Consider the following 20,127-nt stretch of genomic DNA (forward strand, 5'->3'; position numbering starts at 1 on the left):
TATATTGAATGATTTCGTAATTGTCTTTAAAAATCTCTTGTAAGATGTTCATGAGATAATTATGAATCAGATAGTAGAAAAAAGCAAGCCCACCCCTCAAGATTGAGGGGCAGGGGAGCTGAAGTGTCGAAGACACTTATTTATGTTAAACATGTTATTTGGAATTGATCATTTTTGGCCAAAAATCATGCCAATTTCCCTTCTTTTAAAAAAAGTTGTTTTTATATGTAAAAAAAGCTATAATATAGGACAAGTTATATAGTAGAGTATCCTTTGATACGCGGTAGAACAGGATGGCATAATAAAAGGAGATAAATTTTTATGTGTGGATTTGCAGGATTTGTAGGAGAAGTTGAAGATAGAGAACAGGTACTGGTCAATATGATGAACACGATCGTACACAGAGGACCGGACAGTGAGGGCAGGTATGTGGATGAGGATGCGGCGCTGGGTTTTAGACGGCTGAGCATCATTGACCTCTCATCGGTGGGAGACCAGCCGCTTTACAATGAGGATCGCAGCATGGTGCTGGTGTTTAACGGAGAGATATATAATTACCAGGACCTGCGGAGTGACCTGGTGGAGGCCGGGCATATATTTGTATCAAATACGGATTCTGAGACGCTTCTGCACGGTTATGAGGAGTGGGGCGAGAACCTTGTGGACAGGCTGCGCGGGATGTACGCATTTGCAATCTGGGACATCAAGAAGAAAAAACTTTTTGCGGCAAGGGATATTTTTGGCATTAAGCCGCTATATTATGCACAGATGAATGGTACACTGATGTTCGGCTCAGAAATCAAGTCATTTATGGAGCATCCAAAGTTTGATAAAGTCTTTCATGAGGCGGCCCTTGGAAATTACCTCTCTTTTCAGTTTGTACCCACAAATGAGACTTTCTTCAAGGGGGTATTCTGTCTTCAGCCGGGCCATTATTTCACATATGAAAACGGAAAGATGGAGATAACCAGGTACTTTGAACCGCATTTTACGGGGAACAGCAGGAAGTCCTTTGAGGAGATTGTGGAAGATATCGAACACGTTATGAAAGAGTCGGTGGAAAAACACAAGATCAGTGATGTTGAGGTTGCGTCCTACCTTTCAAGTGGCGTGGATTCCAGTTATCTGACGTATCTGGGGCAGGTGGACCGTACCTTTACCGTAGGGTTTGACGAGGGGAAATACAGTGAGATTCAGGATGCAAAGGAATTTGCGGCAAGCATCAATATGCAGAACGATGCAAAGGTAATTACGCCGGAGGAATATTGGGACAAATTATCGGATATCCAGTATTATATGGATGAACCGGTGGCTGATCCGGCTGCTATCGCCCTGTATTTTTTGAGTGAAGAGGCTGCCAAGAAGGTAAAAGTAGTACTTTCGGGAGAAGGCTCTGACGAGCTTTTCGGAGGCTATAACATATATTGTGAACCGTTGGAGCATACCGCATTTAATAAGATTCCCATGTGCATCAGAAGAGTGCTTGGTAAGTTTGCGGAGCGCTGTCTGCCAAGAGGAGTGAAGGGGAGAGGATTCCTGATGAGGCACGGCAAGACACTGGAGGAGCGTTATTTTGCAAATGCTACGAATATTTTTACGGAGAGAGAAGCCAGCCGCTTGCTCAAGAAAGGATGTGAGCCGGGGATTCAGAAGGTAACACGCCCGCTTTACGAACGGGTAAAGGGAAAAGACCCGGTAACGAAGATGCAGTATGTGGATCTGCATCTGTGGCTTGTGCACGATATCCTGATGAAGGGCGATAAGATGGGAATGGCTAATTCGCTGGAAGTCAGAGTGCCGTTTCTGGACAGGGAGGTGCTGGAACTGGCCGAGACCCTGCCGCTGGATTATAAAGTGCGCGCACCGAGGACTAAGGTGGCCCTGAGGGCGGCAGCAGATAAAGTAATACGGAGTAAGACAGCAGAAAAGAAAAAGCTGGGCTTTCCGATTCCGATCAGAGTTTGGCTGAGGGAAGAGAAGTATTATAATATAGTAAAAAAGATGTTTACATCCGAAGCGGCGGAGAAGTTTTTCAATACAGACATGCTGGTGAAAATGCTGGATGAGCATAAGGATGGTAAGAATACAAATGAGAAAACAGACAACAGCCGTAAGATCTGGACGGTCTATATTTTCCTTGTGTGGTATGACAGATTTTTTGAGCATGGCAAACCGGTGCATCCGGCTATGAGCAGCAGATAGGAAAAGAAGGACAGCCGGCCGGAGTCGATGGCGGCCGGCTGTTTTAGCGCGTCTGTTTTCGTAAAATGCCACAATAATACCTGGCAGGAGTAAACAGACGAGATCTTTTGTAAAAATTCAGGAACAGGGGAGATATCATGAGAAGCAGGACAGTGCAGCCGATTCGAAATAACGGGAGGAAGCGTGCAACGCCGCCGGGCAGAGGCAGCAGTGATGGCGGCAGTATAGAAGCCAGGAGAAAGAGGCCGGACGCAACACGGCCCATGCAGAGCGTTCCGCATTCTCCGCCGCCTGCGGAGAAAAAGGCCGGAAGGAAGCAGCGGGTGAAAAAGGGCATCCGGTATTTTGATTACGATCTGCTGCTGGTGATCATTTTTCTGATGTGCTTTGGTTTGGTGATGCTCTACAGTACCAGCGCCTACAGCGCACAGTCAGACTTTGAGAACGATATGTATTATTTTTCTAAACAGGCGGTCATCAGTGTTTTAAGTTTTGCCGCTATGTTTATAGTATCCAAGATTGACTATCATATATATGGTGCGTTTGCGTTTGAACTTTACATATTCGCGATGATTATGATGGCTCTGGTACAGACACCGCTGGGAATTGAAATATATGGAGCCAGAAGATGGATCCAGCTGCCTGGAAATTTGACACTGCAGCCATCCGAGATAACCAAGATAGCGGTGATATTGTTTATATCCTATGAATTGTGCAGGCTGGGAAAGAAAATCAATACGAGGGAAGGGATTGTGAGGATTATGGCATTCGGCGTAATTGCGGCCGGGGGAGTCATGTTTCTGACAGACAATCTGAGTACGGCGATTATTGTGATGGCGATCACCTGCATACTGATTTTTGTAGTTCACCCTAAGACAAAGCCTTTTATCGCGGTGGCGGGAGCATTTACCGCAGTGGCGGTCGTGGGGATTTCCGTGATGGCGGCGACCATTACCACAAGTGAAAACTTTCGTCTGCGCCGGATCATTACATGGCTGGATCCGGAAAACCACGCGGACAAAGGCGGCTTCCAGGTAATGCAGGGGCTGTATGCAATCGGTTCCGGCGGATTTTTTGGAAAAGGTCTTGGAAACAGTACACAGAAACTCGGGGTAATTCCGGAAGTGCAGAATGACATGATTCTGTCTATTGTCTGCGAGGAGCTGGGGGTTTTCGGTGCAATTGTGATTCTGGTCTTGTTTGGCCTTTTATTGTACAGGCTGATGTTTATAGCCAGAAATGCGCCCGATCTGTACGGTTCCCTGATTGCCACCGGGATTTTTGCCCACATTGCACTTCAGGTAATTCTGAATATTGCGGTTGTTACCAACTTGATTCCTACAACAGGAATTACGCTTCCCTTCATTAGTTATGGGGGGACATCCATCTTGTTTTTGATGACGGAGATGGGGATTGCACTGGGAATATCCAGAAAAATCAAATTGAGTGACGGGTAATTAAAAAAATATCTTTTCATACGATATAAAGTGTGCTATATTAGTATGTAGTATTTAAAACTACATATAATAGATGCGAAATGCACTATTTGTAGTGTGGGAGGATATAATATGAGCTATAAAGTAATTGTAGACAGCTGTGGTGAATTAACAGAAGATATGAAAAAAAGCGGACTTTTTGAGACAGCTTCCCTGAGTATGGAAGTGGGCGGAGTCCGGATCATAGACGATGAGACATTTGACCAGGCAGATTTTTTGAGACGCGTGGCGGCAAGCCCGGAATGTCCCAAGTCATCCTGCCCGTCGCCGGAAGAATACATGGAGAGATATCACTGTGAGGCGGACAGGGTTTACGCGGTTACTCTGTCTGCGGAACTGAGCGGATCCTATAACAGCGCGGAGCTGGGCAGAAAGCTTTACAAAGAAGAATATGGAGAAAAGGACATCTATATTTTCAATTCTCGTTCCGCATCCGTGGGGGAGACCCTGATTGCGATGAAGATACAGGAATGCGAAGACCGGGGAATGACATTCAAAGAGGTGATTGACACCGTTGAAAGATATATCGCCGGGCAGAATACTTATTTTGTACTTGAGACCCTGGATACCCTGAGAAAAAACGGCAGGCTGTCGGGTATTAAGGCAATCGTGGCAAGCGCCTTGAACATCAAGCCGGTCATGGGTGCAAAACCCGAGGGCGTCATCTGTCAGCTGGGACAGGCAAGAGGCATGAAAAGGGCGCTGGCAAAAATGGCGGATCACATAATCGAAGATCTGGAGATGCCGGAGGAAAAGATACTGGCGATTTCCCACTGTAACTGTGAAGAGAGGGCGCTGGAAGTACAGCGGATGCTTTTAGAAAAGATTCACGTAAAGACCAGCTTCATTATAGATACAGCCGGGATCAGCACAATGTATGCAAGCGACGGTGGAATTATAGTTGTGATATAGAAAAGTTTGTGATAAAATGCTTTTAGGCAGTGAGACCGGATAATGATCTCAAAAAGAAACACGAAGGAGTTTAAAGATGAGCCAGGAAAAAGTAGATAGATACAAACAAGAAAAGGCCAACAGGAAGAAAATAGTTAAAAAGCAGAGAATTATGAATGTTGTGCGCAAAACAGTGCTCAGCTTAGCAGTAATAGCTTTAGTCGGATGGCTGGGATACTCGGCATACCAGACACATGAAGCGGGGAAAGAAAGACCTGTAGCCCAGGTAAACTATGACTCCATCAATAATTATATGAGTCAGTTGAGTCAATAGCGGGGAGATGCGCGAGATGTGGGGCCGCCTGAACGGCAAGGTGTGTATGCCTTTTGCAGGGGCGGTATATGTATCAAGATTTGCTAAAATGAAAAAGACGAAAAAGCAGGGCAACCCCGGCAGGCCGTCCGAAATTCTGATGAATTTCGCACGTCCGGCCGAGGCAAAACCGTGATCCGGAATCACGGTTTTGACCCTGCTTTTTCGTCTTTTTCATTTTAGCAAATCTAAGATGCATATACAGCCCCTGCAAAAGGCATACACACCTTGCCGCTCAGGCTGGATGCATCATGGCGGATATGCCCCGCTGGGGATTACTTAACCGGGCCTCGTGGACGGTGACGAAAGGGGGACGGGGATGGGATACGTTTAACTCTCCCACCAGCTACCACATATTGAAGAACATCTCCACCTGTCCCCACTCAAATTAATTCCCCACCAGCTACCACATATTGAAGAACATCTCCACCTGTCCCCACTCAAATTAATTCCCCACCAGCCACCACAAATTGAAGAACATCTCCACCTGTCTCCACTCAAATTAATTCCCCACCAGCCACCACGAATTGAAGAACATCTCCACCTGTCTCCACTCAGATTAATTCCCCCACCGGCCACCACCTAAACATATTTCCCCCCACTTCTCTCCATCGCACAAAATCCCCTCCCCAAAGCGCAAGTGTAAATCTCCGCTCCGCCCCGCGCCCCAGCCATTCCCGCCAATTCCCCAAAGGGGAAGCGGCAGTTGTCAGTTTCCGGATGAACACAGCCGGGAAAAGCGGGAATATGGGGGCCAGGGGCGTCTTTGCGGGAGTTAGCCGGACTTAAAGAAAAAAGGCGGAAAACCAGGACAAAAACTGTGATCACAAATCACAGTTTTTCCTCGACCCTGAGATCAAAATGATCAGATTTTGGGCTCAGTGTCAAGGTTGTCCTGGTTTTCCGTCTTTTTTCTTTTAGTCTGGCTTACCCCCGCATACCGCCCCAGGCCCCCATATTCCCGCTTTTCCCGGCGGACGTACCCAAACGCCCCACCCCCTCCCAAGAATTTTTTTGAAAAAAGGACTTGAAAATGGAGGAAGAGTGGTTTACAATGGTGACAAGTGGTAGGAAGTGGTAGTGAGTGGCACAAAGTGGGGAGGAATGTGGAGGCCCACTTAGCAGAAGGGGTTCCGGATGTTATTAGGAGAGTTTAATCATACAATTGATGAAAAAGGCCGACTAATCATCCCAGCCAAGTTACGAGACGATTTGGGAGATAGCTTCGTAATTTGTAATGGCTTGGAGGGCTGCCTTTTTGTCTACTCCATGGACGAATGGAACAAATTCGTTGCCGAACTGGAAACCTTACCACGCATGAGTAAAGATGCCAGAGTATTCAAGCGTTATTTCTTCGGAAGTGCATCAGAAGGCAGTTTTGATAAGCAGGGAAGGGTACTTGTACCTCCCACGCTCAGGAAAGCAGCCGGACTGGAAAAAGATGTTGTCCTCGTGGGAGTTCAGGACCGCGTTGAAATCTGGGATAAGGCACTTTGGGAAGAGCGGAGCATGGTCAGCGAAGAGGATCTGGATGCCATTGCAGAAAGAATGGAAGCAATTGGGATCAGAATCTAAAAGTGATGGCTGCTCTGATGACAAATGGAGGAATTTATGGCATTCAGGCACACATCAGTTTTACTTGAAGAAACTGTAGACGGTCTGGCGGTAAAGCCGGACGGGATTTACGTTGACGCTACACTCGGCGGGGGCGGACATGCCTTTGAAGTGTGCAGCAAATTAAGCAGCAAGGGGAGTTTTATAGGAATAGACCAGGACGCGGCGGCGATTGAAGCGGCCGGCGCCCGATTACTCGACTTCGGGGAGAGAGTTACAATAATCAGGAGCAATTATTGTGATATGAAGCCGAGGCTCCATGAGATAGGCATTGACAAAGTCGATGGAATTGTTCTGGATCTGGGCGTATCATCTTACCAACTGGATACGGCAGAACGGGGATTTTCCTATCGGACAGATGCACCTTTGGACATGAGGATGGATCAGAGGCAGAAGATGACGGCAAAGGATATTGTCAATGGCTACAGCGAATCGGACCTTTACCGCGTGATACGGGATTACGGGGAAGACAGGTTTGCAAAGAATATTGCAAAGCATATTGTAATCGCACGCGGGAAGGGCCCGATCGAAACTACAGGACAGTTGAATGAGATTATCAGACAGGCCATCCCGATGAAGATCCAAAAGACTTCGGGACATCCCTCCAAGAGGACATATCAGGCCATCAGGATCGAACTTAACCGTGAGCTTGAAGTACTTCGGGACACGCTGGACGACATGATTGAACTGTTGAATCCGGGCGGAAGGATTTGTATCATAACCTTCCATTCACTGGAGGACCGGATTGTCAAGAGTGCGTTTCGGAAGAATGAGAATCCGTGTACCTGTCCGAGCCATTTCCCGGTATGTGTCTGTGGAAATGTATCAAAAGGAAAAGTAATTACAAGAAAACCAATTCTGCCCAGTGAGGAAGAACTGGAAGAAAACAGCCGTTCCAAGAGCGCAAAACTGCGGATATTTGAACGGAGCTAGTACATCCCATCAGGAAGTAGGGAGCCTGATGAGGGTTAAGCTTCCGATTGTGGGGAAGCTGCATTTATAAGGAGTATAGCAAATAGAGCTCCGTCAGGAAGGGGAGAGCCTGGCGGAACAGCATCAAGGAAAGGGGCAGACGATCATGGCTGCAAGAAGACAAGTTACCGCATACAGAAGATCAGACAGCATGAATAGCAGCCATAGACAGGCATATGTTTATGGTAATACAGTACGCCAGCCGGAAGTCCTGCCAAAGAGAATGCCAGAGGAGCGGCCGCAGCGTCCGGAAAGGACAAGCCGCCAGGTGCGAAAAAACCGGAAAAGAGCTATGAATATGAGCCCCGCTTACGCGGTATTTCTGGTAGCAGCAGCAGTCTGTGCAGTTTTTATATGTGTTGCATATCTGAAACTGCAGTCAGACATTGTAAACAGGTCAGAGAACATTTCAGTGCTGCAGGAGAAGCTTGCAGACCTGACAGACGAGAATGATACGGCGTATAACGCAGCGGCGGACTCCGTAAATCTGGAGGAGATACGCAGCAAAGCCATGAATGAGATGGGAATGGTATATGCGGCGCAGGGCAATGTAGTGGAGTATGAGAGCCCTACAAGCGACTATGTAAAGCAGTACAATGACATACCATCTGACGGTGTTCTGGCGAAATCCAGAGACGTATCAGATTAAGGATAACAACTATGGCAAAACGTAAAAGAAAAAATAGATTTCAATTTTTAACTAAAAAATTTCCGAAGAGGATGCAAAAAAAGCTGGTAATGCTGTTCATGGCAATCATACTGGCTTTTATTGTTCTTGTAGGGAGAATTACTTATATTAATGCCTCTAAGGGGAATAAATATACCAAGATTGTGCTTGACCAGCAGGAGTATGACAGCAGAGTAATCCCTTATAAACGGGGAGATATTGTGGACCGTAACGGCACCAAGATCGCCACCAGCGAGAGAGTGTACAATGTCATCCTGGATGTTAATGTGATGGTATCGGACGATGAGTATATAGAGCCCACGATTAAAGTGCTGGAAGACTGCTTTGGAATCAAGGAATTAAAGATCCGGACCCTTATAAAGGAAAAGCCGGAAAGCAGGTATGAAATACTGGCAAAGGGCGTATCCTACGAGAAGGCAAAGGAATTTGAGGCGATAGAGGAAGATAAGAAAAAGAATCCGAATGTCAAGGGAATCTGGCTGGAAGACGATTATAACCGGTCATATCCATACAACTCCCTGGCCAGCGATGTGGTAGGATTTACCGTATCCGGCAATCAGGGCGCGGTCGGAATTGAGAGCGCATACAATGCGATTCTGAACGGGACCGATGGCCGTGAATATGGTTACTTTGACAGCAAGTCTACGGTAGAGCGCACGGTGAAGCCGGCAAAGAATGGCAGTACGGTCGTATCCACGATAGATATGACGCTACAGAGTATTGTAGAGCAGTGCATTAGAGAATTCAACGAGGCGCATACCGGACAGGAGCGGGAAGGGGAACCCGGAAGTAAGAATACAGCAGTCATAATCATGAACCCCAATACAGGGGAGATTCTGGCCGAGGCATCTTATCCGAATTTTGACCTGAATAATCCCAGAGACCTGACTGGCTTATATTCGGAAGAACAGCTGAAAGAAATGTCGGATGATGAACAGCTTGAAGCAATGAATGCGCTGTGGAGGAATTTCTGTGTCAGCGATGCGTTTGAGCCCGGTTCTACAGCAAAGCCTTTTACGGTAGCGGCAGGACTGGAAACGGGGGCATTAAAGGGGGATGAGAACTATGTCTGCGGCGGCTATCTGCATGTCGGAGATTATGATATCCATTGCCATCTCCGGACAGGGCATGGCCCGGAAACAGTGGAACAGGCAGTGGCAAACTCCTGCAATGTGGCACTGATGCAGATGGCTGAGTCCATTGGAATCAAGGATTTCACCAGGTATCAGCACATTTTCGGATTCGGTGAATATACGGGGATAGACCTGCCGGGAGAAGCCTCAACGTCACCTCTTGTCTATACGGAAGAGACAATGGGAATTACAGACCTGGCAACCAATTCCTTTGGGCAGGGATTTAATGTGACTATGACGCAGATGGCGGCGGCATTTTCCTCTCTGGTCAACGGAGGGTATTACTACGAACCCCATGTAGTAAAACAGATCCAGGATGAAAGCGGAAAGGTCATTGAGACCAAGGATCCGGTACTCCTCAGAAAGACAATTTCTTCTGAAACATCGACCACGGTCAAACAGTATATGAAGGCGGTTATGACTACCGGAACAGGACAGGGCGCCGCAGTGGAGGGCTATGATATCGGAGGAAAAACCGGTACTGCCGAAAAACTGCCGCGTGATCAGGGAAAGTATCTGCTATCCTTTATAGGGTACGCTCCCCAGGAGAATCCGGAGGTCGTTGTATATGTGGTCATAGACGAGCCAAACGTGCCGGATCAGTCCACAAGCAGCTATGTTCTGGAGTTGTCAAATAAAATCATGGCGCAGGCATTTCCTTATCTTGGCATCACAACAATGGAGGGATATACTGCAGCTACGGTAGGAACCGTACAGGAGGGCACACAGCCCCAGCAGACAGAGTACGAGAATTTTGATTCTGCCTATGAGGATACTTATGATAATGCAGACGGCTCCTATATAGATGAAAACTACAATCCGGACCTGGATGACTGGGCGGCCGGTCAGCCAACGGAATAGAATACGCATAACCTTACAAAAGATGTAATATGTTATAAAAATGTCTTTTGTAAGGTTATTTATTTATGAAGAACAAAACATATAATAAAAGGAAGATACTTGTCGTATTCTGCTGTGCATCTGTCATTTTGCTGGCACTGATCGGCCGCCTTGTATATCTCATGGTATTCGATGCAGAATACTACCAGAAAAAAGCGGAATCACTTCACGAGAGAGAGCGGGAGATCAAAGCGGCCAGAGGAGAAATCGTGGACAGAAATGGGACAGTGCTTGCCACAAATAAGACGGTCTGTACGATTTCCGTAATACACAATCAGATAGAAGATCCGGAACTGGTAATCCAGACGCTGATGAAGGAGCTGGAGCTGGATGAGGAGACTGTGCGCAAGAGGGTCGAAAAAGTCTCTTCGATGGAAAAAGTAAAAACAAATGTGGCCAAAGAAGTGGGAGACAGAATCCGCAATTATAATCTGGCCGGCGTGAAAGTAGACGAAGATTTTAAGCGTTATTACCCCTACGATGAGATTGGCTCAAAGGTACTGGGATTTACAGGCGGTGATAACCAGGGGATCATCGGCCTGGAAGTGAAGTATGAAGAGTACCTCAAAGGAATAAATGGGACGATCCTGACTGTGACGGATGCGAGGGGAATTGAACTGGAGGGAATTGCGGAGGACCGAATTGAACCTGTGGCGGGAAATACACTGCAGATAAGCCTGGATTACAATATACAGTCGTTCTGTGAGCAGGCGGCCCTGAAAGTAAAAGAAGAAAAACAGGCGGACAGCGTTTCCGTTCTGATGATGAATCCACAGAACGGTGAAATACTGGCAATGGTCAATGTTCCGGAATTTAATCTGAACGAGCCGTATATACTAAATACAGGGACAGATATGGACACGTTGACGGACGAACAGAAACAGGAAGAGCTGAACCGTATGTGGAGAAATGGATGCATCAACGACACATATGAACCGGGTTCTGTATTTAAGATCATTACGGCTTCTGCATGTCTCGAGGAAGGCGTTGTCAGCCTCAGTGATAACTTCTCATGCCCCGGCTACAGAGTCGTGGAGGACCGAAAAATACGCTGTCATAAGGTGGGCGGCCATGGCGCCGAGACCTTTGTACAGGGGATACAGAACTCCTGCAACCCTGTATTTATCGATATCGGGCTCAGGCTCGGTTCCGATAAATTTTATGATTATTTTAAACAGTTCGGCCTCCTCAGCCTGACAAATGTTGACCTGCCGGGAGAGGCTGGAACCATTATGCATAAGAAGGAAGATATCGGTACGGTGGAACTGGCCACAATCTCCTTCGGGCAGTCATTTCAGGTTACGCCGATTCAGCTGGCGACAACAGTCAGTTCTCTTGTAAACGGGGGCAGGAGAGTAACACCGCACTTAGGGATGGCAGTACTGGATAAAGAGGGGAATGAGATCGAAAAATTAAAGTATAAAGAGAAGAAGGGAATTGTGTCTGAGGAGACTTCCGCAACTATGAGGATGCTTCTGGAAAGCGTTGTTTCAGAAGGATCAGGAAAGAATGCCTATATCGAAGGTTATACCATCGGCGGCAAGACTGCGACATCTCAGACACTGCCCAGAAGCGCTAATAAGTATATTTCATCTTTTTTAGGATTCGCGCCTGCAGAAAATCCGCAAGTGCTCTGCATGGTACTGATCAATAACCCGCAGGGCGTGTATTATGGAGGAACAATCGCCGCACCGGTGGTACGCAGCATATACGATAATGTCCTGCCGTATCTGGGGATAGAAAAAAAGGAAATCGCACAGGATGAGGCAGAAGAGAACGGTACAGGGGAAGAAAATATAGCGGATTAAGCAGAAAAAATGAAAGAGTTCTGTCAGGGAACGAGAGAGAGTTTTGGTTGAAAAACAGCAGCCAATGAGGTATACTGAATGAGGTGTTCTGCTGCGGGCCGGGAGGACACGAAAGTAGTTAGAGTATGGAGCGAATTTCCGTTAACAAAAGAGATGAAGAGGTGTGTGTATGAGTTATCATTTAGCGATTCCGGTATTGATTTCATTTGTATTGAGTTTACTCATGGGACCAGTGGTAATACCGTTTCTTAGAAAACTGAAGATGGGGCAGACCGAGAGAACGGACGGCGTACAGTCTCATTTGAAAAAAGCAGGTACCCCGACGATGGGCGGTGTCATTATCCTTGGCAGCGTGATCATTACCTCCCTGTTTTATGTGAAGGATTATCCCAATATTATTCCGATTTTGTTTTTAACCATAGGCTTTGGACTGATCGGATTTTTGGATGACTATTTAAAAGTGGTAATGAAACGGTCCGACGGGCTGTATCCGAAACAAAAGATGGCGCTTCAGATTGTGGTGACCGCAATCTTTGCCTACTATATTATTAAGGTCGCAAAGATTCCGCTTACGCTGCTGCTTCCGTTTTCGGGCGGCAGGTACTGGGATATCGGATGGGTCGCGATCCCGCTTATGTTTATTGCGGTGATTGGAACCGTAAACGGCACAAATTTTACGGACGGCCTGGACGGCCTGGCTTCCAGTGTAACCGTGCTGGTAGCGACATTTTTTACCGTTGTGGCAATCGGAACGAAGAGCGGGGTGGAGCCGATTACCTGTGCGGTAGTGGGGGCGCTGCTTGGATTCCTTCTATTTAATGTATATCCTGCCAGCGTGTTCATGGGAGATACAGGTTCTCTGGCACTGGGAGGTTTTGTCATTGGAACGGCATATATGATGCAGATGCCGCTGTTTGTTATCATTGTAGGCCTGATTTACCTTGTAGAAGTGGCTTCGGTCATGATCCAGGTCACCTATTTTAAAAAGACGGGCGGAAAAAGATTCTTTAAAATGGCGCCGATCCATCATCACTTTGAATTGTGCGGATGGTCTGAGACGAGGGTTGTTGCCGTATTCTCCATTGTGACGGCGATCCTGTGTCTGATCGGGCTGATGGGGGTATAAATCATGGACTTAAAAGAAAAAAATGTACTGGTGTTCGGCTCAGGGATCAGCGGCGTGGCGGCAAGCCGTCTGCTTGTAAAAAAGGGCGCCAACGTGATCCTTTATGACGGCAACGCGTCTCTGGACGAGAAGCAGATAAGGGAAGAAATTCTGGATGGTAAAAATGGCAGCGTTAAGATGATATTTGGGGAGCTTCCGGAAGCGGTTCTGGAGACACTGGATCTCACCGTTATGAGCCCGGGCGTGCCAACGGATCTTCCTGTCGTAGGCCGGATGAGAGAAAAGAATATTCCTGTATGGGGCGAGATTGAGCTGGCCTTTGTTTCAGGGAAGGGGGATGTGCTTGCCATAACCGGTACCAATGGAAAGACGACCACCACAGCGCTTCTCGGGGAGATCATGAAAAATTACAGGGACAGTACTTTTGTGGTGGGGAATATAGGAAACCCTTATACAGATATTGCGCTGGACACCAGGGCAGATTCGGTGATTGTGGCAGAGATGAGCAGTTTTCAGCTGGAGAGCATACATACCTTCCGTCCGAAAGTAAGCGCTGTTCTCAATATTACGCCGGATCATCTAAACCGGCACCACACGATGGAGGCCTATATTGCAGCAAAACTGAATGTAGCGAGAAACCAGACCGGGGAAGATACATGTGTTCTGAACTATGAGGACGAGGTGACAAGAGGTTTTGCGGAAAAAGTGAACGCAAAGGTTCTATATTTCAGCAGCCAGCGTAAACTAGAGAAGGGAATATATCTGGAAGGCGGAAGCATTGTCTGCAGTATAGATGGGACACCGGAGGCGGTCTGCCATATAGATGAATTGAAGCTTCTGGGCACACATAATCATGAAAACGTAATGGCTGCGGCGGCTATGGCTGCGGCGTATGGAGTGCCGATGGAGATTATTCGGAAGACCGTGAAGGAATTCCCGGGGGTAGAGCACCGGATCGAGTTCGTTGCGGAAAAGAACGGAGTTGCATACTATAACGATTCCAAGGGAACCAATCCGGACGCTGCCATTAAAGGGATTCAGGCGATGAAGCGCCCCACGCTGCTGATTGGGGGCGGATATGACAAAGCATCCTCTTATGATGAATGGATTCAGGCTTTTGACGGCAAAGTAAAAAAGCTTGTGCTGCTGGGAGCGACAAGAGAAAAGATTAAAGAGACAGCAGAACGTCTTGGTTTCTGCGATATTATCCTTGCAGATACGTTTGAGGAGGCAGTGGAAACCTGCGTAAAATATGCGCGGCCCGGTGACGCTGTACTTCTGTCGCCTGCCTGCGCAAGTTGGGGAATGTTTAAGAATTATGAAGAACGTGGAGATAAATTCAAAGAACTTGTAAATCAGTTATAAGGAGTGAATTTATATTGGAGCATCCTGCTAAAAAGAAGCGGTATGATTATACACTGCTGATTGTTGTGTTACTTCTGGTGATCATAGGGCTGGTTCTTCTGTACAGCACCAGTGCCTATAATGGGCGGGTAAAATTCCACGATTCTTTTTATTACCTGAAAAAACAGGGATTTGCAACTGCACTGGGACTGGTTGGCATGATGATCGTGGCGAAAATTGATTATCACAAATGGGTACCCCTGGCAGGCCTGGGCTACCTGACGGCGATACTGTTATCGGTTGCAGTTATGTTTATAGGAGACGAGTACAATGGGTCCAAAAGATGGCTGTCTTTAGGGCCTGTTTCATTTCAGCCGTCGGAGTTTGCTAAGGTTGCCGTCATCTTGTTTTTGGCCTGCCTGGTTACGAAAAATGCAAAAAAAATGGGGAAACTTACAACGCTCATAAAGGTAATGGTCCCGGTTCTTCCTATAGTAGGGCTGGTTGGAGCCAGCAACCTGAGTACTGCGATTATTATTATGGGAATCGCAGCGGTGCTGATCTTTGTGGCAAGCCCTAAATACGCGCAGTTTGTCTGGATGATCGTGGCCGCCGGCGGATTTATGGGTATCTTTCTGGCATTGGAAAGCTACCGTCTGGAACGGCTGGCCATCTGGAGGAATCCGGAGCTTTATGAAAAGGGGTATCAGACCCTGCAGGGCCTGTATGCCATCGGTTCAGGCGGCCTGTTCGGCAGGGGCCTGGGAGAAAGCGTACAGAAACTGGGATTTCTGCCTGAAGCACAGAACGACATGATATTTTCCATCATATGCGAGGAACTGGGCCTTGTGGGGGCAAGCCTGATTATTCTGCTTTTCCTGATTCTGATCTGGCGTTTTTTTGTCATAGCAACCCGCGCCAAGGATCTGATGGGGGCTCTGATTGCCGCCGGCGCAATGGCGCATATGATGATTCAGGTGATCCTGAATATAGCAGTTGTAACGAATTCGATCCCGAATACTGGTATAACGCTTCCCTTTATCAGCTATGGGGGCACATCTGTTATGTTTCTGCTTTTGGAAATGGGGCTTGTGCTGAGTGTTTCCAATCTGATAGAATAGGGCAGAGAATACAAAGGAGGACGACAGATGAAACGTAAAAAAAAGAGCAGACGTGAAAGATATGAAGAATACGATGATGAGGCATATATAAACGAAGTATTATATAAGGAAGGATACCGTCCGCCGGAGCGTAAAAAGAAAAAACGGCGGGGAGTATTTCTTGGACTGCTGACATTTATTCTTGGTATTGTAATTATTGTATTTGCCTTTCTGCTTCTTTTTCATATACAAAAGATCGAGGTCAAAGGAAACAAGTACTGCACGGAAAATGATGTCATCGGCTGGCTCCGGGAAGACAAGTATGCCGTGAATTCGGTTTACGTCTGGTGGAAGTATAATAAGGCAGATGTGAAACAGCTGCCGGTGGTAGAGTCCTCAAAGATCTCGTTCAGGGCCCCCTGGGCCATACGGGTTACCGTGAAAGAAAAGGAGATAAGCGGTTATATTGACTATAACAACCAGTACCTTTACTTTGACAAAGACGGTACGGCTGTGCTGTCCACCGTGGAGAAGATAGATTCTGCGGCTTATATAGAGGGCATGGAAGTGGATGCTTCTAAGGTAAAACTGGGCAAGGTTCTGCCGGTTTCCGATAAGAATGTATTTAAGCGTATTGTGGAAATCTCGCAGCTTTTGGTAAAGTACGAGCTCTCGCCGGACCGGATTACCTGCTCAGGGAGCGACCTAAACCTGTATTTCGGCAATGTTGAGGTATTGCTGGGAAAGACGAATTACGAAGTACGGCTCGCGCAGGTACCGCCGATTCTGCAGAAACTGACAGAACAGTATCCGGACAAGCAGGGCACCCTGCACCTGGAGAATTATGATGCCACAGACAAGGCGGTGCGTTTTGTGCCGAAAGAAGCACAGGAAGGGGCAGAAAGCGAAGGGCAGGACGACGGACAGGCAGCAGAAGGACAGCAGGATATAACGGGCGGGGAAGAGAGCCAGGACAATGGACAGAATGTGACGGAACCACAGGACACAGAGAACCAGGATTCTGTTCCGGAAACAGACAATCCGGAAGAACCATTAGGTACGGAACCGGCCCAGGAGTAAGGAAAGGGAGATGAGTTGCTGTACCAGCCACATGGAAGATGTTTCCAGAACCCCATAAAAAAAGCCTTTCAGGGACCTGGCAGAAGAAAATAAAAGGCCCGTGAATTGAATAAAAAAATCAGAAAATACACAAATATCTATTGATTATTTACCGAAAAGACTATATTATATACTTATTGAATTATATCGTTCAAGCATAAGGGATGTATAAAATAATATTAATAGGACGACAAAGGAGGAAATACTCTTGTTAGAAATTAAAACCAACGAATCAGAAGCAGCTGCAAGAATCATTGTTATCGGAGTCGGCGGCGGCGGTAATAACGCAGTAAACCGCATGATCGATGAGCAGATTGCAGGTGTCGAATTTATAGCGATTAATACAGATAAACAGGCACTCCAGTTATGTAAAGCACCAACTTTAATGCAGATAGGCGAGAAGCTCACAAAGGGGCTCGGTGCTGGTGCGCAGCCGGAAGTAGGGGAGAAGGCTGCAGAGGAGAGCTCAGAAGAGATATCTGCCGCACTGAAAGGCGCTGACATGGTATTCGTAACATGTGGTATGGGCGGCGGAACAGGAACAGGAGCAACTCCGGTCGTTGCACGTATCGCAAAAGAACAGGGCGCCCTGACGGTAGGCGTCGTAACAAAGCCCTTCCGTTTTGAATCGAAGACCCGTATGGCCAACGCCCTTGCGGGGATTGACAAGCTAAAAGAGAACGTGGATACGCTGATTGTCATTCCGAATGACAAGCTGCTTGAAGTAGTGGACAGAAGAACTACAATGCCGGAAGCCCTGAAGAAGGCGGACGAAGTGCTGCAGCAGGGTATTCAGGGTATTACCGACCTGATCAATGTGCCGTCCCTGATCAACCTGGACTTCGCGGATATTCAGACCGTCATGAAGGACAAGGGTATCGCGCACATCGGTATCGGTGCAGGCCGCGGAGACGACAAGGCGCTGGAGGCTGTAAAGCAGGCTGTTGCCAGTCCGCTTCTGGAGACAACCATCCAGGGAGCGTCCCACGTTATTATCAATATTTCAGGAGATATTACACTCATGGATGCATCCGATGCTGCTGAGTATGTTCAGGAACTCGCAGGTGAGAATGCAAATATCATCTTCGGTGCTATGTATGATGACTCCAGATCCGATGAGGCAACAATTACTGTTATCGCAACCGGCTTACATAACGTAGGCGGCAGTTCTTCCAAGTTAAAAGCAAGACTGGAAGGCCAGCAGAAGGTGGGATCGATTCTTCCGTCAGGCGATGTGGTAAGCAGAAGTGCGATTGATCCGGAGCGCAGAACAGCATCTCCGAGACCGGCGGGCAGACCGGCAGGCGGCACAATGCCGACCCTGGATCAGCCCAGAACACCGTCCAGCAAAGTAAAAGAGCAGTCCATTAAGATTCCGGATTTCTTTAAGAAATAAGACCGGACAGGCTGGTTACAATAAGAAAAAACAGGCAGGAGCCCCGCGGAGCTCCTGCCTGTTCTTTCTACAGCAAATTCTCAGGGAAGCCTTTCTATTAGATTCTTGTGAGATTGTCGAAACAATTTCTTTTTTTCCCGTCAACATCTGACAAAATTTCAGTGACATGCAATATATAATAAGTCTTGCTTGAGTGCCCAATGGTACCAACGAGAAAGAGGGTGGAACATGTACTATGAATTATACATAGACGTGTTGTTTCTTGTAAATTTTATGATGGATTCCCTTCTGCTTTTGTCAGTGAACCAGGTGCTGAAATGTCCTACCACACGTGGACGCATCTTTCTGGGCGGAGCATTGGGATCAGTACTGACATGTGCAGTGACAGTTGTGCCGATGCCGGGTGTCATAAAATTAATCATATTCCACGCGGTTATCAATACATTCATGATAAAAACAGGATTAAAGATCAAAGGAAAAAAGCAATTTTGGAAAGCATTTGGTTTGTTGTATATCGCAGCATTTCTGTACGGGGGGATTCTGCAGGCATTTCATCCCTATGCGCGCGCGGGAAGCCTGTTTTTTGCGGCAGCCGTGGGCAGCTATTATCTGATACGGGGAATCTGGAAATTCCTGATCAGACTGCGGACTCTGCAGGCAAAGATATGTGAGATTACGCTGTATACCAGTGCAGGCGAACAGAAAGTAAAAGCGTTAATTGACACGGGAAACGGTTTGGAGGACAGTGTGTCGAGAGAACCGGTAAGTGTAGTAGATAAAGCTCTGGCAAAATCCATTCTGACAGATGACGACATGAAAAACGGTTTCCATTACATACCGTACCGAACGGTCGGAAAGGAAAGTATTATGCCGGTTTTCAGAATTCGGAAAATGTGTATTCATCTGGAGGAGGAACGGTGGATCGAGAGGCCGGTTATAGGCGTCTGCGAGGAGCATGTTTCAGAAGAAGAGGAATATCAGATGATTTTAAATCCTGACATATTAGGAGGCATATAAAATGGTTGTAAAAGTAGCAGTACCCCAGCAGTTTAAACTGAAAGTAATACCAGACATCAGAAGCATTTTCTTCCCTAACCACAAAGAAATACATTATATTGGAGGATCCGAGGTGCTGCCGGCCCCGCTGGAGACAGAACGGGAAACAGAAGTGATAGAACATCTCGGTTCCGAGTATGACCAGGAAGCCAAAAAGCTTCTGATTGAGCACAATCTCCGTCTGGTCGTTTACATAGCTAAAAAGTTCGACAATACAGGAGTCGGAGTGGAAGACCTGATTTCTATAGGGACGATCGGTCTGATCAAGGCCATCAATACATTTAACCCTACGAAGAAAATCAAGCTGGCCACCTACGCATCCCGGTGCATTGAAAATGAGATCCTCATGTACCTGCGCAGAAATAGTAAAACCAAGATGGAGGTATCCATAGATGAGCCTCTCAACGTAGACTGGGACGGAAATGAACTTCTGCTGTCGGACATTCTCGGTACGGACGAGGATACCATATATAAGGATCTGGAAAACGAAGCGGAAAGAAAGCTTTTGATCAAAGCCATCAATAAGCTGTCCAGCAGGGAAAAGCTGATCGTAAAAATGCGTTTTGGCCTCGATAACCCGGAAGGCGAGGAAAAGACACAGAAAGAAGTGGCGGATCTGCTGGGAATATCACAGTCCTATATCTCGCGGCTTGAGAAAAAAATCATGCAGCGCTTGAAACGCGAGATGGTGCGGTATGAATAGAAGTCGGCAAGATGAGGATGGGGGCGACGCAGGGGATACGAATGTGGTCATCTGCCGGGCTTCAGGAAAATGGATAAGCGGCTCCATTTCCCTGAACGCCCGGCAGATGACCACATTTGTATCCCCTGCGGCAATCACTTTATCGGCTCCGATGCCGTGCAGCGGGGGGCACGGCACGGTCTGAACAGTAACCGTGTGACGGCTAT

General features: G+C 47.2%; 18 protein-coding genes. All 18 read left to right on the plus strand.

The features are described from left to right. Positions 1 to 321 precede the first annotated feature (321 nt). Complete coding sequence (gene asnB / locus ARB69_RS21855) at positions 322 to 2,202, plus strand: asparagine synthase (glutamine-hydrolyzing) (RefSeq protein WP_050640919.1); 1,881 nt, start codon at positions 322 to 324, stop codon at positions 2,200 to 2,202. A 137-nt stretch (positions 2,203 to 2,339) separates the two neighbouring features. Beyond that, complete coding sequence (locus ARB69_RS21860) at positions 2,340 to 3,659, plus strand: FtsW/RodA/SpoVE family cell cycle protein (protein ID WP_129879053.1); 1,320 nt, start codon at positions 2,340 to 2,342, stop codon at positions 3,657 to 3,659. Between the two features lie 111 nt (positions 3,660 to 3,770). Beyond that, positions 3,771 to 4,610 carry a DegV family protein gene (locus ARB69_RS21865; RefSeq protein WP_055154991.1) on the plus strand — a complete coding sequence of 280 codons (840 nt, stop codon included), beginning with the start codon at positions 3,771 to 3,773 and terminating at the stop codon, positions 4,608 to 4,610. A gap of 76 nt (positions 4,611 to 4,686) precedes the next feature. Then, positions 4,687 to 4,923, plus strand: a complete 237-nt coding sequence (locus ARB69_RS21870) for a hypothetical protein (protein WP_025655683.1) — start codon at positions 4,687 to 4,689, stop codon at positions 4,921 to 4,923. 16 nt (positions 4,924 to 4,939) lie between these two features. Next, the gene (locus ARB69_RS26890) at positions 4,940 to 5,098 is read left to right on the plus strand and encodes a hypothetical protein (RefSeq protein ID WP_156320701.1); all 159 of its coding nucleotides are present in this window, start codon (positions 4,940 to 4,942) and stop codon (positions 5,096 to 5,098) included. 1,001 nt (positions 5,099 to 6,099) lie between these two features. Further along, positions 6,100 to 6,537, plus strand: a complete 438-nt coding sequence (gene mraZ, locus ARB69_RS21880; RefSeq protein ID WP_025655684.1) for a division/cell wall cluster transcriptional repressor MraZ — start codon at positions 6,100 to 6,102, stop codon at positions 6,535 to 6,537. A 36-nt stretch (positions 6,538 to 6,573) separates the two neighbouring features. Then, complete coding sequence (gene rsmH / locus ARB69_RS21885) at positions 6,574 to 7,509, plus strand: 16S rRNA (cytosine(1402)-N(4))-methyltransferase RsmH (protein WP_050640917.1); 936 nt, start codon at positions 6,574 to 6,576, stop codon at positions 7,507 to 7,509. Between the two features lie 145 nt (positions 7,510 to 7,654). Beyond that, positions 7,655 to 8,197, plus strand: coding sequence for a hypothetical protein (locus tag ARB69_RS21890; protein WP_050640916.1), 543 nt, complete (start codon positions 7,655 to 7,657; stop codon positions 8,195 to 8,197). Between the two features lie 11 nt (positions 8,198 to 8,208). Next, a complete protein-coding gene (locus tag ARB69_RS21895) occupies positions 8,209 to 10,230 on the plus strand; it encodes a peptidoglycan D,D-transpeptidase FtsI family protein (RefSeq protein WP_055154993.1) in 2,022 nt (673 codons plus the stop codon). Between the two features lie 65 nt (positions 10,231 to 10,295). Then, complete coding sequence (locus tag ARB69_RS21900; protein ID WP_050640914.1) at positions 10,296 to 12,077, plus strand: peptidoglycan D,D-transpeptidase FtsI family protein; 1,782 nt, start codon at positions 10,296 to 10,298, stop codon at positions 12,075 to 12,077. Between the two features lie 169 nt (positions 12,078 to 12,246). Continuing rightward, entirely contained in the window at positions 12,247 to 13,203 is a 957-nt protein-coding gene (gene mraY / locus ARB69_RS21905; RefSeq protein WP_050640913.1) for a phospho-N-acetylmuramoyl-pentapeptide-transferase, read from the plus strand. Positions 13,204 to 13,206: 3 nt separating this feature from the next. Further along, entirely contained in the window at positions 13,207 to 14,568 is a 1,362-nt protein-coding gene (gene murD, locus ARB69_RS21910) for a UDP-N-acetylmuramoyl-L-alanine--D-glutamate ligase (RefSeq protein WP_055154994.1), read from the plus strand. Between the two features lie 14 nt (positions 14,569 to 14,582). After that, positions 14,583 to 15,668 (plus strand): FtsW/RodA/SpoVE family cell cycle protein, encoded by a 1,086-nt coding sequence (locus tag ARB69_RS21915; protein WP_050640911.1) that lies wholly within the window; start codon positions 14,583 to 14,585, stop codon positions 15,666 to 15,668. Positions 15,669 to 15,695: 27 nt separating this feature from the next. Then, positions 15,696 to 16,727, plus strand: a complete 1,032-nt coding sequence (locus ARB69_RS21920; protein ID WP_083487175.1) for a cell division protein FtsQ/DivIB — start codon at positions 15,696 to 15,698, stop codon at positions 16,725 to 16,727. Between the two features lie 247 nt (positions 16,728 to 16,974). Beyond that, positions 16,975 to 18,162, plus strand: a complete 1,188-nt coding sequence (gene ftsZ / locus ARB69_RS21925; protein WP_050640910.1) for a cell division protein FtsZ — start codon at positions 16,975 to 16,977, stop codon at positions 18,160 to 18,162. A gap of 228 nt (positions 18,163 to 18,390) precedes the next feature. Further along, the gene (locus tag ARB69_RS21930) at positions 18,391 to 19,179 is read left to right on the plus strand and encodes a sigma-E processing peptidase SpoIIGA (protein WP_050640909.1); all 789 of its coding nucleotides are present in this window, start codon (positions 18,391 to 18,393) and stop codon (positions 19,177 to 19,179) included. A gap of 1 nt (position 19,180) precedes the next feature. Then, positions 19,181 to 19,921, plus strand: coding sequence for an RNA polymerase sporulation sigma factor SigE (gene sigE / locus ARB69_RS21935; RefSeq protein WP_025655694.1), 741 nt, complete (start codon positions 19,181 to 19,183; stop codon positions 19,919 to 19,921). Beyond that, entirely contained in the window at positions 19,914 to 20,105 is a 192-nt protein-coding gene (locus ARB69_RS21940; protein ID WP_050640908.1) for a hypothetical protein, read from the plus strand. Before sigE ends, ARB69_RS21940 begins: the two co-directional genes overlap by 8 nt. The last annotated feature ends 22 nt before the right edge of the window (positions 20,106 to 20,127 follow it).

Source organism: Faecalicatena contorta, from assembly GCF_001404335.1.
Taxonomy (GTDB): domain Bacteria; phylum Bacillota; class Clostridia; order Lachnospirales; family Lachnospiraceae; genus Faecalicatena; species Faecalicatena contortus_B.

What these genes read in the sequence shown, in the direction of transcription:
- mraY (WP_050640913.1), top strand. Translation starts at nt 12,247, where the DNA reads ATGAGTTATCATTTAGCGATTCCGGTATTGATTTCATTTGTATTGAGT.
- ARB69_RS21865 (WP_055154991.1), top strand. Translation starts at nt 3,771, where the DNA reads ATGAGCTATAAAGTAATTGTAGACAGCTGTGGTGAATTAACAGAAGAT.
- mraZ (WP_025655684.1), top strand. Translation starts at nt 6,100, where the DNA reads ATGTTATTAGGAGAGTTTAATCATACAATTGATGAAAAAGGCCGACTA.
- asnB (WP_050640919.1), top strand. Translation starts at nt 322, where the DNA reads ATGTGTGGATTTGCAGGATTTGTAGGAGAAGTTGAAGATAGAGAACAG.
- ARB69_RS21920 (WP_083487175.1), top strand. Translation starts at nt 15,696, where the DNA reads ATGAAACGTAAAAAAAAGAGCAGACGTGAAAGATATGAAGAATACGAT.
- ARB69_RS21860 (WP_129879053.1), top strand. Translation starts at nt 2,340, where the DNA reads ATGAGAAGCAGGACAGTGCAGCCGATTCGAAATAACGGGAGGAAGCGT.
- sigE (WP_025655694.1), top strand. Translation starts at nt 19,181, where the DNA reads ATGGTTGTAAAAGTAGCAGTACCCCAGCAGTTTAAACTGAAAGTAATA.
- rsmH (WP_050640917.1), top strand. Translation starts at nt 6,574, where the DNA reads ATGGCATTCAGGCACACATCAGTTTTACTTGAAGAAACTGTAGACGGT.
- ARB69_RS21890 (WP_050640916.1), top strand. Translation starts at nt 7,655, where the DNA reads ATGGCTGCAAGAAGACAAGTTACCGCATACAGAAGATCAGACAGCATG.
- ARB69_RS21940 (WP_050640908.1), top strand. Translation starts at nt 19,914, where the DNA reads ATGAATAGAAGTCGGCAAGATGAGGATGGGGGCGACGCAGGGGATACG.
- ARB69_RS21895 (WP_055154993.1), top strand. Translation starts at nt 8,209, where the DNA reads ATGGCAAAACGTAAAAGAAAAAATAGATTTCAATTTTTAACTAAAAAA.
- ARB69_RS26890 (WP_156320701.1), top strand. Translation starts at nt 4,940, where the DNA reads ATGTGGGGCCGCCTGAACGGCAAGGTGTGTATGCCTTTTGCAGGGGCG.
- ARB69_RS21930 (WP_050640909.1), top strand. Translation starts at nt 18,391, where the DNA reads ATGTACTATGAATTATACATAGACGTGTTGTTTCTTGTAAATTTTATG.
- murD (WP_055154994.1), top strand. Translation starts at nt 13,207, where the DNA reads ATGGACTTAAAAGAAAAAAATGTACTGGTGTTCGGCTCAGGGATCAGC.
- ARB69_RS21870 (WP_025655683.1), top strand. Translation starts at nt 4,687, where the DNA reads ATGAGCCAGGAAAAAGTAGATAGATACAAACAAGAAAAGGCCAACAGG.
- ARB69_RS21900 (WP_050640914.1), top strand. Translation starts at nt 10,296, where the DNA reads ATGAAGAACAAAACATATAATAAAAGGAAGATACTTGTCGTATTCTGC.